General features: G+C 72.2%; 12 protein-coding genes. 8 read left to right on the top strand and 4 right to left on the bottom strand.

Annotated elements, in window-relative coordinates; genetic code table 11:
* Nucleotides 1-15 precede the first annotated feature (15 nt).
* The 4 genes from ACIBU0_RS26325 to ACIBU0_RS26310 all read left to right on the top strand — a co-directional run bounded on the left by ACIBU0_RS26325 (nucleotide 16) and on the right by ACIBU0_RS26310 (nucleotide 2,753).
* The gene (locus ACIBU0_RS26325; RefSeq protein ID WP_398822672.1) at nucleotides 16-345 is read left to right on the top strand and encodes a hypothetical protein; all 330 of its coding nucleotides are present in this window, start codon (nucleotides 16-18) and stop codon (nucleotides 343-345) included.
* 95 nt (nucleotides 346-440) lie between these two features.
* Complete coding sequence (locus ACIBU0_RS26320; RefSeq protein WP_398822669.1) at nucleotides 441-1,202, top strand: isocitrate lyase/phosphoenolpyruvate mutase family protein; 762 nt, start codon at nucleotides 441-443, stop codon at nucleotides 1,200-1,202.
* A 112-nt stretch (nucleotides 1,203-1,314) separates the two neighbouring features.
* Nucleotides 1,315-1,740, top strand: a complete 426-nt coding sequence (locus ACIBU0_RS26315) for an NUDIX hydrolase (protein WP_398822666.1) — start codon at nucleotides 1,315-1,317, stop codon at nucleotides 1,738-1,740.
* A 140-nt stretch (nucleotides 1,741-1,880) separates the two neighbouring features.
* Entirely contained in the window at nucleotides 1,881-2,753 is an 873-nt protein-coding gene (locus ACIBU0_RS26310; protein ID WP_398822663.1) for a trypsin-like serine protease, read from the top strand.
* 75 nt (nucleotides 2,754-2,828) lie between these two features.
* Here ACIBU0_RS26310 and ACIBU0_RS26305 read toward each other — a convergent pair whose 3' ends face one another.
* From ACIBU0_RS26305 to ACIBU0_RS26290, 4 genes are all read right to left on the bottom strand, one after another.
* The gene (locus tag ACIBU0_RS26305) at nucleotides 2,829-3,557 is read right to left on the bottom strand and encodes a hypothetical protein (RefSeq protein ID WP_398822803.1); all 729 of its coding nucleotides are present in this window, start codon (nucleotides 3,555-3,557) and stop codon (nucleotides 2,829-2,831) included.
* 59 nt (nucleotides 3,558-3,616) lie between these two features.
* On the bottom strand, nucleotides 3,617-5,056 hold the full coding sequence (locus ACIBU0_RS26300; RefSeq protein ID WP_398822660.1) for a hypothetical protein: 1,440 nt from the start codon (nucleotides 5,054-5,056) through the stop codon (nucleotides 3,617-3,619).
* 61 nt (nucleotides 5,057-5,117) lie between these two features.
* Complete coding sequence (locus ACIBU0_RS26295) at nucleotides 5,118-5,720, bottom strand: TetR-like C-terminal domain-containing protein (RefSeq protein ID WP_398822657.1); 603 nt, start codon at nucleotides 5,718-5,720, stop codon at nucleotides 5,118-5,120.
* 93 nt (nucleotides 5,721-5,813) lie between these two features.
* The gene (locus ACIBU0_RS26290) at nucleotides 5,814-7,130 is read right to left on the bottom strand and encodes a jacalin-like lectin (RefSeq protein ID WP_398822654.1); all 1,317 of its coding nucleotides are present in this window, start codon (nucleotides 7,128-7,130) and stop codon (nucleotides 5,814-5,816) included.
* A 246-nt stretch (nucleotides 7,131-7,376) separates the two neighbouring features.
* On the opposite strand from ACIBU0_RS26290, the gene ACIBU0_RS26285 reads away from it, so the two are divergent.
* The 4 genes from ACIBU0_RS26285 to ACIBU0_RS26270 all read left to right on the top strand — a co-directional run bounded on the left by ACIBU0_RS26285 (nucleotide 7,377) and on the right by ACIBU0_RS26270 (nucleotide 13,149).
* A complete protein-coding gene (locus ACIBU0_RS26285) occupies nucleotides 7,377-9,104 on the top strand; it encodes a PHP domain-containing protein (RefSeq protein WP_398822651.1) in 1,728 nt (575 codons plus the stop codon).
* Nucleotides 9,101-9,613, top strand: coding sequence for a hypothetical protein (locus tag ACIBU0_RS26280; RefSeq protein ID WP_398822648.1), 513 nt, complete (start codon nucleotides 9,101-9,103; stop codon nucleotides 9,611-9,613). The genes ACIBU0_RS26285 and ACIBU0_RS26280 overlap by 4 nt, the downstream gene beginning before the upstream one ends.
* Before the next feature lie 125 nt (nucleotides 9,614-9,738).
* On the top strand, nucleotides 9,739-11,010 hold the full coding sequence (locus ACIBU0_RS26275; RefSeq protein WP_398822645.1) for an MFS transporter: 1,272 nt from the start codon (nucleotides 9,739-9,741) through the stop codon (nucleotides 11,008-11,010).
* Between the two features lie 120 nt (nucleotides 11,011-11,130).
* A complete protein-coding gene (locus tag ACIBU0_RS26270; RefSeq protein WP_398822642.1) occupies nucleotides 11,131-13,149 on the top strand; it encodes a calcium-binding protein in 2,019 nt (672 codons plus the stop codon).
* Nucleotides 13,150-13,228 lie beyond the last annotated feature (79 nt).

The following is a 13,228-nucleotide window of genomic DNA, read 5'->3' as shown; positions in this document are numbered from 1 at the left end:
CGAGAGGACGCCGCAATGTCGGACTTCGTGTACGGGAACCAGAACAAGCAGGTCGGCGACCACAACAACATGACGGTGACGCAGTCGGGCGGACCGTCCCGTGCCGAAGTGGAAGCCGCAGTCGCCGAACTTCGCTCCTTCGTGGCCGAGTTGACACGCAACGGCCTGGTCGCCGCGGATGGCAGCGTGACCGACCCCGGTGCGGTCGTGGCCGCCGTCAACGCTCAGCCGGGCCGGTTCCAGGCACTCGCCAGGGCTGTCGCCGGTGGTGCGAAGGACGCCGTTCTGTCCGCGGTGCAGGGCGGGGTCGCCGCTTTGGTCGCGGCCCTGGTCCGCCCCATGTGACCGGCCCGCACACTTCGGCCGGCACACTTCGACCGGAACAATTCGGTCCGCACACTTCGGCCGGCACCGAAGCGACCCGGCCGTACCGTGCCGGTGTGACCGAGAGCCCCTTCACCGAACTGCACCACACCGACCAGCCCCTCCTCCTCCCCAACGCCTGGGACCACGCCTCCGCCACCGCCCTCGCGGCCCAGGGTTTCCGCGCGATCGGCACGACGAGTCTCGGTGTCGCCGCGGCCGCCGGCCTGCCCGACGGGACCGCGGCCACCCGCGACGAGACGCTACGGCTCGCCCTCATGCTCGGCTCGGAGCCCTACCTGCTCTCCGTCGACGCGGAGGACGGCTACAGCGAGGACCCGGACGAGGTGGGCGAGTTCGCCCGGGAACTCGCGGCGGTCGGAGCCGTCGGCATCAATCTGGAGGACCGGCTGGGGCCCGTCGGCCTGCACGCCGCGAAGATCGCAGCGGTCAAGGCGGCGGCCCCGGGCCTCTTCGTCAATGCCCGGACGGACACCTACTGGCTGGGCGACGGCGACCGCGAGGAGACGACGGCCCGGATCGACGCCTACCGGCAGGCGGGCGCCGACGGCGTGTTCGTCCCCGGACTCACCGCCCCCGGGGACATCGCCGCGCTGGTCCAGCACCTCGACGTACCGCTCAACGTGCTCTACTCGCCGTCCGGCCCCAGCCTCCCCCACCTCGCCGACCTCGGCGTGCTCCGCGTGAGCCTCGGTTCGCTGCCGTACCGGCGGGCGCTGGGCGCGGCCCTGGAGGCGGTCGCGGAGATCAGGGCGGGCCGGGCTCCCCGGGGCCCCACACCGTCGTACGGCGAAGTGGACGCGCTCAGCCGCCGGTGACGGCCGCGGGGCGACCCGACTCACAGCGACGGACCGCGGGTTCCTGTTACCGTTGACACTTTCGCGGGTATCAAACCCTTTGGACTCATCACCGGCGAGGGACCGAGGAACCATGGCCATGGACATCCCCGGCGACAGGCGACTGGCGGCCGCCGTCGTGATGGACGATCAGCAGCGGGTGCTTCTGGTGCGCCGCAGCGAGAAGGAGCGGTTCCTGCCGCGGGTGTGGGGCGTTCCCTGCGGGAAGCTGGAGCCGGAGGAGAGTCCTGAGGACGGGGCCCTGCGCGAGCTGAAGGAAGAGACCGGGCTGCTCGGCGAGGTCGTCCGCAAGGTCGGCGAGTCGTCCTTCGTCAGTGTCTACCGGGGGCACGAGATCAAGAACTGGCAGGAGAACTTCCTGGTCAGGCCGTTGTCCGAGAGCATCACCCTCCCCGAGCCGGATCAGGACGCCCGGTGGCTCGGCCGGTCCGAGCTGACCTGCGTGGAGATCGACGCGTACAACCTCGACATCGTGCGCCAGGCCTTCACCGAGTCCTGAACCCGGACCCGAAGGCGCCGCACACACAGGGAAAACCCTTCAGCACAGGGCCCCCTCTTGTCGCGGCCGCCACCAGGCGTTTCACTGGGCGCACCCCCACAGGAGAACACCCAAGCTCACCTGCAGAAGGGTCTGTTCTTTTGTCAGCGATACGCGCCACCGCCGTCACCGCGGCGGCCTGTGCGGCCGTGCTCGCCACGGCGCTGCCGTCCTCGGCCATCAACTCGTACAACGCGACGCCCGCCCCCGAACGCACCGAGGTCGGCGCGCTCGTGGCCACCTGGGACAACGACGGCGATCCCGCGACCCCGGACCGGGTCGACTGGGTCTGCTCCGGCACCATGGTCGACGCGGACACCTTCCTGACCGCCGCGCACTGCACCACCGACTGGCCCGACAACGTGAAGTTCTACGTGTCGCTGGACCAGGACGTGCAGGCCGGCCTCGACGCCGCCGCCAAGAAGTATCCCGGCGACCCGGCCGCCCAGGCGAGGGCCGTCGCCGTCCAGGGCACCGCCCACAGCCACCCCGACTACCCCGGGCCCGCCTCCGACACCCACGACATCTCGGTGATCGAACTGCCCGCGACGAAGGTCAAGGCCCGCTGGACCTTCACCCCGGCCACCCTGCCCACCGCGAACCAGCTCGGCGCGCTCGGCCCCCAGGGCCTGAACGCCACCGACTGGTTCGTCGCCGGATACGGCACCCAGGAGGCCGTCAACGGGCCCGGTGGCCAGACCCACCCCGGCGGTGGCGTCCGGATGAAGGCGCCCGTCACCTTCGACGCCCTCAACGACTCCTGGGTACGCCTGGCGATGACCGCGCCGCAGGGCAACGGCGGTGCCTGCTACGGCGACTCGGGCGGCCCCAACTTCGCGGTGATCGGCGGCAGGAACGTCCTGGCCGCCACCACGATCACCGGCGACACCCCGTGCTACGCGACGAACGTGACGTACCGCCTGGACACCCCGGGCGCCCGCGCCTTCCTGGCGCCCTTCGTGAAACTCCCGTAACCCGCGCCCACCCCGCCGCCCTGCGCACCGAGCCACCGGGCGGCGGGGTGCCGCCAGCCGTGACGAAGCCCCCCGTCACAAGGCCCTGAGCCGTTCCGCCAGATCGCTCAACGCCGCCAGATAGTCCCGCACCTCCAGCGGCACCTTCGCCACCGCCCCCGGATGCGGGCCCGCCGCCGTGAACACATCGGTGTGGCGCCGCCGTCCGGCGCCCGTCTCCAGGAACAGCGTCACCGTGGGCGCGTCCGTGTCGCACCAGGCCCGGTGCAGGGTGTGCGCGGGCAGGGCGTACGAGCTGCCCGCCGCGTACTGCCCGAGATGCGTCAGCCGTAACCGGGCGGGACCGGTCGGCTTCAGCACCCAGTCCGCCGACCGCTCGGCGAGCGACTCCTCGTAACGGTCCGCCGCGATACCGTCGCCGTCGGCGCCGACCTCGTACAACTCCATGGACAACCGGCCCTGGACCACATAAGAGGCCAGCGCCGAACGGTGGTTGTGGATGTCCTCCTCGCCGATCGCGCCCGCCCCGGGATGCCACACGTGTGCGCGCAGCATGTGCCGCGGTCCGCCGTCGATCAGCAGCAGCTTGTCGAAGCCGAGGACATGACGGTACGAAAGGCGGGCACAGCCCTCCGGATCTCCCGCGCCGCGGGCGAGATCGGCGATCAGCTCGCGCAGCCGGCCGGGGGACCCGAGTTCGGCGACCACCGAGCGGGCGGCGGCCGCCAGTTCATGCTCGGGCAGGTCACCGTCCAGCGTCCCGGTCAGCAGCCGCCGCGCCGCCACGATCTGCCGGCCGCCCATGCACTCGCCCTCCAACAACCGCTCCCCGCCTTCGAGTTCATCCACCCGGACCGTCGAGTTCAGCCACCCGGCTGGTACATCCATACGGCATGCGCGCGCAGCGCCGACAGTCCCTGATAGGTCATCCACATCGGGCGACGCTGCTCGGCGCTGCCGCCCAGCCGCCAGAACCAGATGCCGTCCGTCTGCCCCGCCCACACCGCGGCGACGGCCCCGTCCAGCCGTACCCGCCACTCGTCCTCCAGCCCGTCGGCGCGGGCGAGCTCCAGGGCGCCCGGCGTGAGCAGGGCACGGACCAGCCAGGAGGCGGTGAAGTGCCGTACGTTCAGCACCTCGTGGTGGGAGGGGTCGTCCGTGCGGGGCCGGCGCACCTCCTCGTGGAGGTTCTCCAGGTCCGGGCAGGTGTCGTGCGGCGCGTCCGGGCAGGAGAGCAGCCAGCGGATGCCGTCCTCGCGGGCCGTCCGGGCCCGGGTGGCGCGCGCGTCGCCGTCCTCGCCCAGGACCCGTGCGGCCCGGTCCAGGGCGACGACGGCCTGCGCGGTGTGCAGCGGCGACGGTCTGCCGTAGGGCGGCTGCAGGCGGTAGCCCCAGCAGCGCAGATGGTCGCGGCGCGGGTCGCCGATCGCGCCGTCCGCGAGGGCCTCGCGCAGCAGGGGCAGGACCTCGGAGCGGGGCGCGGCCCGCAGCAGACCGCGCAGCACGGTCGTCACCACGTGGGTCGACTCCCGTCCGGCACGGTCGAGTTGGCGCGTGAAGCCACTCGCGCAGCGGTCCACCTCGGCGGCCAGCCGGTCCGCGGACGTACCCGCCCGGGCCAGCGCGCCCAGCACCAGCGCGGTGACCTCCGGACGGGCCTCGGACCCCTGGGACCGTGCCGACCAGCCGCCGTCCGGGAGCCGCAGCCGCCACAGCGTGTCCACCAGGTCGCCGGTGCTCAGCCGTCCGTCGGGCATGCCGAGGTCGAGCATGATGTGCAGGCCGTACGCCGTGCCGACGGGGGTGGGCCGGGACGGTGAGTCCTCGCCGAGGGAGTGCGGCCAGCCGGTGAGCCGCCCGCGCTGCGGGTCGTCCACGACGGACACCTGGTCGACGAGGGTGTCGTAGGCGGAGGCGAAGACTCGGGGGAGCGGGCCGGGCGCGTCCGGTGCCATGGCTGCGGTTCCGACGGCGCCGGCCTGCGCGGGGTCGGCGGCCGGTGCGGCAGCCGCTGCCGTCCGGGCCCGCAGCAGTGCCGCCGCCAGCCAGGCCGCGACGGAGGTGCCGAGTCCGCTGACCCCGGAGATCAGATACCGGGCGGCCGAACCGTCGAGGGAGTCGGGCAGCACACTGAACAGGAACTGGAACACGCCGTACCCGGCGGCCGCGCACCCGAGGCCGCCGAGCCAGCCGACGAAACGCGCCGGGGGCGAGCCGTCCGGGGGTTCCTCATCGGGAGCGGGTGGTGGGGGGCCGGGCTGACGGGAGCTCAAGGGGCCGCGTCCGAGCTGCTGTTGGGACAAGACGCGCTCCCTCCCCCGTGGCGGCGGTGTGTGACCTCCGCGAAGCTTCCAGTCTAAGTGGTCAGGGTGACAACTGGGGTGGCTGCCGGACCTGCTCGTTCCGCGGCCAGTGCGCGAGCGCCACATGCAGGGCGTCGATGGCGCGCGCCCAGGACTCCTGTACCGCCCGTGGCGCCCCGAACGCGCCGGTGGACTCCAGGGCGCAGTAGCCGTGGAAGGTGCTGCGCAGCAGGCGGACGGCGTCGGTGAGGTCGGGCTCTTCGAGGCCGTAGGCGCGGAGCATCCCGTAGGTGATCTCGGCGGTGCGGCGCATCGCCGCGGAGTCGGCCACCAGGGCCTGGTCGACCCGCATCTGGGTCGCCGCGTACCGGCCCGGGTGCTGAAGCGCGTACTCCCGGTAGGCGTCCGCGAAGGCGACCAGGGCGTCCTTGCCGGCCCGGCCCGCGACCGCCGCGGCGATCCGGTCGATCATCTCGCCACCGGCCAGCAGCGCGACCCGCGTCCGCAGGTCCTGAAGGTTGCGCACGTGCGAGTACAGGCTCGCGTCCTTCACTCCGAAGTGCCGGGCCAGCGCGGACAGGCTGACGTTCTCGAACCCGACCTCGTCGGCGAGCTCGGCGGCGGCCGCGGCGAGCCGGTCGGCGGTGAGTCCTGCGCGGGCCATGGGGCGGGTGACCTCCGGATACGAAACCTGGCCTAGGGCCTCCAGGAGGCATCCTAGGCAATCAGGCCACCCGTCCGGGAACGGCTGTGGGGGTCAGCCGATCGGGGCGTACAGCACCCCGAGCTTGTCGATCTCGTCTCCGGACCGTCCCGTGAAGCCGACGATCTGCCAGCCCGACGGCGCCGTGAAGGTCTTCGTGTCCGGGGCCGCCGCGCCGGAGGCCAGGGTGCGGCCCTTGTCCGTCGTGAACGCGGCCGAGAAGATCCGCGTACGGCCGTCCTTCTGTCCCTGCGTCAGCTTGACGGTGGTGAGGTGTTCGCCCGGGGCCAGGGTCAGGGACGTCGCCGTGCCGCCCGTACCGCCGTGGGTGAGGGTCGTGCCGCCGTCGTGGGTCAGGGACACCGCGTCGAGGCGGGAGGCGCCGCGCAGGGTCAGGGTGCGCGGGGACGGCGACGCCGGGAGGTCGTCGGCGTCGTTGAAGGCGGTGCCGTGCGGGCCGCCGAAGAAGTCGCTCGCCCGCAGGGAGGAGTTGAGGGTGTAGGAGAAGTCGACCGCGTGCGGGAAGTGGTCGGACAGGTTGCCGCCGGACGAGTCGAGGAACGACGCCCACTCGTTGTTGTAGCGGGTGGCGTCGAGGGACAGGAGCTTGCTGCCGCGGTAGAGGACCTTGTCGACGACCTCACAGCCGTTCGGCGGCGCCGTGGTGGGGCACAGCAGCGGGTCCGCGCCCTGCGTCGGGCGGGTGCCGCCCTTCACCAGCTGTACCCAGGCGTCCGTCAGTCCGTTCCTGTCGGCGAGGGTGCGGATGTTGTCGCCGCTGCGCGTGTACCGCGTGTTGGTGTCGCCCATGACGATGACCGCGTTGCCTGCCGAGTTGGCCTGGATGAAGTCCGACAGCTGCTCGATGTTGGCCCGCCGGGCGGCGAGCGCGTCGTCGGTGTCGTCCGCGTTGGTGTGCACGTTGTAGAGGTCCACGAAGGCACCCTCGGCGAGCCGTACCCGCGCCAGCGAGAAGCCCTTCGGGGTGAGGCAGTTGGTGCCGGTGCACTTGTTCCACTTCACCCGCTCGAAGTCCTCGAAGGGGTGGTCCGAGAGGGTGTTGAGGCCGTCTCCGAAGGGGACACCGCCGCTGGTCGCGGTGCGGTACGGGTGGTTGTCGCCCGCGTACAGGGCCGCGTGGTAGTTGAAGTCCTCCTGCACGTTGACGATGTCGTACGCCCCGAGCCGCGGGGAGATCAGCGGGGTGTTCTTCTCGGGGTGACCGGAGCTCAGGCCCTCCGGGAGTCCCGCGACGTTGTAGGTGAGGACGTTGAAGGAGCCGGTGGTGGCGGCCGCGGCGGGTGGCGCGGTGGCGGTGAGGCCGGTGAGGGCCAGGGTGGCGGCGGCGAGGGCGCCGAGGAGCCTTCTCATGGTGGGGGTGTCTCCGGGGGTGAGAGAGGGGCAAGGCGGTGCGCACTGAAGGTGAGCGCTGTTCAGGTTCCGTGTCAACCAGGGTGACGTACAAGGGCCGTTGGGGAAACAGTGAGAGGCGTGGCGTTCCGCCGTGTCCGGGGAACCCGGCGGCCACCCGCCGATGGTTCAACGTTCATGTTTCGCCTTGATCCTCCACAGGCGAAGCAGAAGCGCCGCAGAAGGCAGCGGCAAGGGGAGGCGTACATGGGACACGGGCACGCGCACGGTCATCACCACCACGGGCACGACCACGACCACGATCACGCGCACGACACGGCGGCAACCGGCGCCCTGCCCGCCGCCTTCGACACCTCCGTCCCCGACGAGGCCCTGACCCCCGAACAGCAGTCGCGCCGGACGCTGCTGCGTCGCGCGGGGCTGCTCGGCGCCGGGCTGACCGCCACGGGCGTCCTCGCCTCGACCCCGGCCGCCGCCTCCGCGACCGGCGGTGCCTCGGGGGGCCGTAGGACGAACGGCTTCCTGTGGCTGGCCGGCGACCACCACATCCACACCCAGTACAGCAACGACGGCAAGTACCGCGTCGTCGACCAGGTCCGCCAGGGCGCCAGGCACGGCATGGACTGGCTGGTCATCACCGACCACGGCAACGAGACGCACGCCAGGATCGGTGTGGAGAAGGTCAACCCGGACATCAGGCAGGCCCGGGACGCGTACGACGACACACTCGTCTTCCAGGGCCTGGAGTGGAACATCCCGGCCGCCGAACACGGCACGGTCTTCGTCCACCCCGGCAAGAACGAGGTCTCCGTCCTCAAGCAGTTCGAGACCGACTACGACGGCGGCGTGCAGAAGGCGACCGACTCGACGCCCGCCAACGAGGCCCTCGCCATCGCGGGCCTCGACTTCCTCGCGGAGCAGGTGAGGCGACGAAGGGTCAAGGACATCCTGATGCTCGCCAACCACCCGGCGCGCAAGGGCATCGACTCGCCGCACGAGATCCGCGCCTGGCGCGACGCCACGTCCGCGCGCCATCGGATAGCCGTCGGCATGGAGGGGGCGCCCGGCCACCAGGCCGCCGGCATCGAGAAGTCCGTCGGCATGGGCCGCGCCCGCGGTCTCTACGACGGCAGCCCGGGCGCCAACTCCTTCGCCGGTTACCCCCTGGAGAGCTACCGCACCTGGGGCGGCTTCGACTGGATGACCGCCACCGTCGGCGGCCTGTGGGACAGCCTCCTCGCCGAGGGCAAGCCCTGGTGGATCACCGCCAACTCCGACTCCCACAACGTCTACACGGACACCGCGAAGCGCGGCGGCCCGGACAGCGACTACCCGGCCAACGGCAAGCACACCGACCCCGTCTACAGCGGCCGGATCGACCTCACCGAGGGCGACTACTGGCCCGGCCAGTACAGCCGTACGCACGTCGGCGCCGACGGCTTCTCCTACGCCGCGGTCATGGACGGCATCCGGGCGGGCCGCATCTGGGTCGACCACGGACAGCTGATCAGCGCCCTCGACGTCCGGGTGAGCGGCGGCCGCCGCTGGGCCACGCTCGGCGGCGCGCTGCACGTCAGGAAGGGCACCGACGTCACGCTGACGGTCGACGTGGCGATGGCCGGCGGCCCCAACTGGGCCGGCTTCGTCCCGAAGCTGGCCCGCGTCGACGTCATCCAGGGTGATGTCACCGGCCCGGTCGCGGACAAGGACACCTTCACCGCGCCGACCGCGAAGGTGGTCAAGTCCTACGAGGTGAACAGGTCGACCGGCACGGTCCGCCTCACCTACCACCTCGGCAAGGTCGACCACCCCCTCTACGTCCGCCTGCGCGGCACCGACGGCAACCGCGGCGCCGTCGGCCCGATGGGCGCCGCCGTCGACCCGGCCGGCCCGGCCATCGACGTCGTCGGCGACGCCGACCCCTGGCGCGACCTGTGGTTCTACTCCAACCCGGTGTGGGTCCTGCCCGCATGACGCCGTACGTCCTGACGGTGGACGCGGACATCAGGGACCTCCGCGCGGCCGACCACCTGCTCCACACGCTGGCGGCCGAACTCGCCCTTCCCGAGGGCGCGTTCGGCTGCACCCATCTGGTGCGGGGAGAGCGCCCACGCGTGGTTCTCTCCCTGACCTTCCCGTCCGAGCCGCTCCTGCGTACCGCCCAGGAGCGGCTCACCGCCCGGAAGTACGAGGTGTCGCACGGGGCGCCGGACGCGCTGGGCCGGGCGGTGATCTACCCGGGCGTCTCGGCCCTGACCGGCACCCTGACGGTCGCGGACCTGCTCGCCCGCTCGGCGATCGACCGCGTGACCGTCCTGGGCGGGCCCGACCGGCCCGCGCCGGACACCCGCCTGATGACGGCCGACCACGTACGCCCGCAGTGGCAGAACGGCGAACTCGTCCTCACCGCGATGCCCGCCGTGGCCGGCACACTCGTTCCCTTCGAGGTGCCGGACCCGACGCCGTGCTGCGCGGACCACTGAGCGGGTTGCGCGCAGGCCGTGGCGGCTGAGGCGTCCGGGGGTGCGGTGTTCCCGGGTTGCCGCAGGCGCTCGTAAGGTTGCCGGGGACCCACCTCACGTCCCGGTGCCGAGTCGACGGGGGACGGATGACCTACGAGGCCCAGCGCGAGGGCGAATCCGGCAGCGACTCGGCTCCCGCACCCCCGGCCGGCCCCGCTCGCCCGCTCTGGCGGCAACGGGACTTCGGGGTCTTCTGGGCCGCGCAGACCCTCTCCGTCCTCGGCGACTCCTTCGCCCTGATCGCCCTGCCGCTGCTCGTGCTGCAGACGACGGGCTCGCTCGCCCGCATGGGCCTGCTGACGGCGGTCGGCGGGGCCGCCTCGGTCGTCGCCGCGGTGTTCGCCGGGGCCGTCGTGGACCGCGTCGACCGGCGCAGACTGCTCATCGGCTGCGACCTCGTCCGCATGGTCCTGTACGGACTCGTCCCGCTGGTCTGGCTGTTCGGGCCGCAGATCTGGCTGCTCTACGCGGTCCTGCCGCTGTGCGAGGCCGTCGGCATGCTGTTCGCCGTCGGCTACGTCACCGTCGTGCGCGGGCTGGTCGGCACCGACCGGCTCACCGAGGCCAACGGCCGGCTGAACGCGACCGCCGCCGCGGCCGGCGTGCTGGGCCCGCTGTGCGCCGGCCTGGTCGCCGCCTGGACCGGCCCCGCCACGGCCGTCGGCGTGGACGCGGCCAGCTTCGGTGTCTCCGCCGCCTGCCTGTCCTACGTACGGCTGAAGGGACGGGCACCGACGTCCGGTGAGCGTGCGGGACTGTGGCGGGACCTGCGCGCCGGGATCGCCTTTCTCCTCGGTCACCCGGTGCTGCGCGCTCTGACGGCCTTGCTGTTCGTCTTCAGCTTTCTCACCCTCGGCCTGAACGACCTGGTCATCTACCACCTCAAGCACGACCTCGGCCACGACGACGGCACGGTCGGCACCGTCATGGCCGTCGGCGCGCTCGGCACCATCACCGGCGCCCTGCTGGTGGCACGGGCCCGTCGCCGGCTCGGCTTCGGGCCGACCTGGACCGGCGCGGTGGCGATGTGCGGGCTGTCCTTCGCCGGGCTCGGCTGGGCGCGGGACGTACCCGTCGTCGCCGCCCTGAGCGCATGCTTTCTGGCCTGCGCCGGCATGGCGGGCACCTGTTCCATGTCGCTGCGCCAGGAGGTGACTCCGGAACCCTTGCTGGGCCGGGTCACGTCCGCTTTCTGGACCTTGCAGTACGCGGCGGCCCCGGTCGGCGCTGCCGTCCTCACCTGGGCCGCGGAACAGCACGGCACCGCCCCGGTGGCCCTGCTCGCGGGCGGATGCTGCGTCCTGATCGCGGTCGCCGCGCTCTTCACACCGATACGGCGGTCCGGTCACCGCCCCTGAGACCTGGGGCTTTCATATCGTCGGAGCGGTCACCCCGCAGGGTGGAGCTGTGCGGCCCAGTGAGCCGATCCGCTGGCCAGCCGCCCCCAAGTACCGCCAGTTCAACGGGACTCTGACGGTATGTCCATCATTGCTTCCCTACGGGGATCCCTACGTGCCGCGTCCGCCCTGGCCGCGGCACTGGCGTTCGTCGTCGCCGTGCCGCACGGCGCGTACGCCGCACCCGGTGACCTGGACACCACGTTCGGCACCGGCGGACGGGTCACGATCACCACCTCCAGCTACGCCGAGGGCGAGGACGTGGCCGTCCAGCCCGACGGCAGGATCGTCTCGGTCGGCTGGGAGCAGGACCCGGCCAACCTCGACTCCGAGTTCGCCCTGACGCGGCACAACTCCGACGGCAGCGTCGACACGTCCTTCGGCGGCGGCGACGGCGAGGTGCTCACCGACTTCGAGGGCGGGGAGGACGTGGCCCAGGGGGTGGCGGTCCAGTCCGACGGGAAGATCGTCGTGGTCGGCCGTCACCAGGAGACCGACGACGAGTTCGCGGGCTGCTGCTGGTTCACGGTGGCCCGCTACAACTCCGACGGCAGCGTCGACACCTCCTTCGGGGGCGGCGACGGCTGGGTCAGCCCCGGTCTGGCCGGCGGGGCCGAGGAAGCGGTCGGCGTGGCGGTGCAGCCCGACGGGAAGATCGTCGGCGGAGCCTATGCCGGCGGGTGGTTCGCGGTCGTGCGGTACCTGCCCGACGGGAGCCCGGACAGCGCCTTCGGCGGCGGTGACGGCGTGGTCATGACCTCGTTCTCCGAGACGGGAGGCGGCGGCGCGACCGCGCAGGACATGGCTCTCCAGTCCAACGGGAAGATCGTCATGGCCGGCTACGCCGGTGAGACCTCCTTCGACTTCGCCGTGGCGCGCTACAACCCCGACGGAAGCCCGGACACCAGCTTCAGCGGCGACGGCAAGGTCACCACGGACCTCGGCGGGTACAACTGGGGCCAGGCCGTGGCCGTGCAGTCGACCGGCAAGATCGTCCTCGGCGGGCAGAGCGCGGACCGCTTCACGCTCGTGCGCTACAACCTCGACGGCAGCCGCGACACCGGCTTCGGCACCGGTGGTGTCGCCACCGCGGACTTCGGCGGCACATCCGGTGTGACCGACCTCGTGGTCCAGCCCGACGACCGGATCGTCGCCGGCGGGGCAGGGTCGGCCGGCGACTTCCTGCTCGCCCGCTTCAACGCCGACGGCACGCTCGACACCGGATTCGGCACGAACGGCCTCACCACCACCGACTTCGGCGGCAGCGACATCCTGCGGAGCCTCGCCCTCCAGACCGACGGCAAGACCGTCGCCTTCGGTTACAACACGGCCGGCCTGCGCGCCCTGGCCCGCTATCTCGGCGGCGCGGGCACCCCGCCTCCGCCGCCGCCCGCCGGCGTCGACCTGTCGGTCAGCAAGACCGGCACGGGCACGGTCAGCATCGGCGACCGCGCCACGTACACCGTGACGGTCGCCAACAACAGCACCACGACCTCGGCCACCGGTATCGGCCTCACCGACACGGTCACCGGCCCCGCCGCCACGGTCATCTCGGCCACCCCGGGTCAGGGCACCTGCAGCACCTCCGCCACCGGCGCGACCTGCGCCCTCGGCACGCTCGCCGCCGGCGCCCGCACCACCGTGACGGTCGTCGTCGAACCCAGGGCCACCGGAACCCTCACCGACCGGGCCACCGTGAGCGCCGACCAGACCGACCCGGACACCGCCAACAACACCACGACGTCGCCCACCACGGTCAACAACTCCCGCGGCTGCACCCGCATCGGCACCAGCGGCAACGACACCCTGACCGGCACCAGCGGCACCGACGTCATCTGCGGCCTCGGCGGCGACGACTCGATCAACGCCGGTTCCGGGAACGACACCGCGTACGGCAACTTCGGCAACGACCGCATCGACGGAGGCCTCAACAACGACACGCTCAACGGCGGCCCCGGCAACGACAACCTGATCGGCAACTACGGCAACGACGTCCTCAACACCGTCGACAACGTCTCCGGCAACGACACCGCCAACGGCGGGGTCGGCACGGACACCTGCACGACGGACGCCGGGGACACCCGGATCAGCTGTCCGTGACCACCCTCAGCCATCTGCGGTAACCCCCCTTCTCCGGCCGGCATCCAGGGCTGCCGGCCGGAGAAGGGGCCTGAGGAAA

Source organism: Streptomyces sp. NPDC049627 (genome assembly GCF_044465645.1).
Taxonomy (GTDB): domain Bacteria; phylum Actinomycetota; class Actinomycetes; order Streptomycetales; family Streptomycetaceae; genus Streptomyces.
This window is presented reverse-complemented; position numbering and strand designations above follow the sequence as displayed.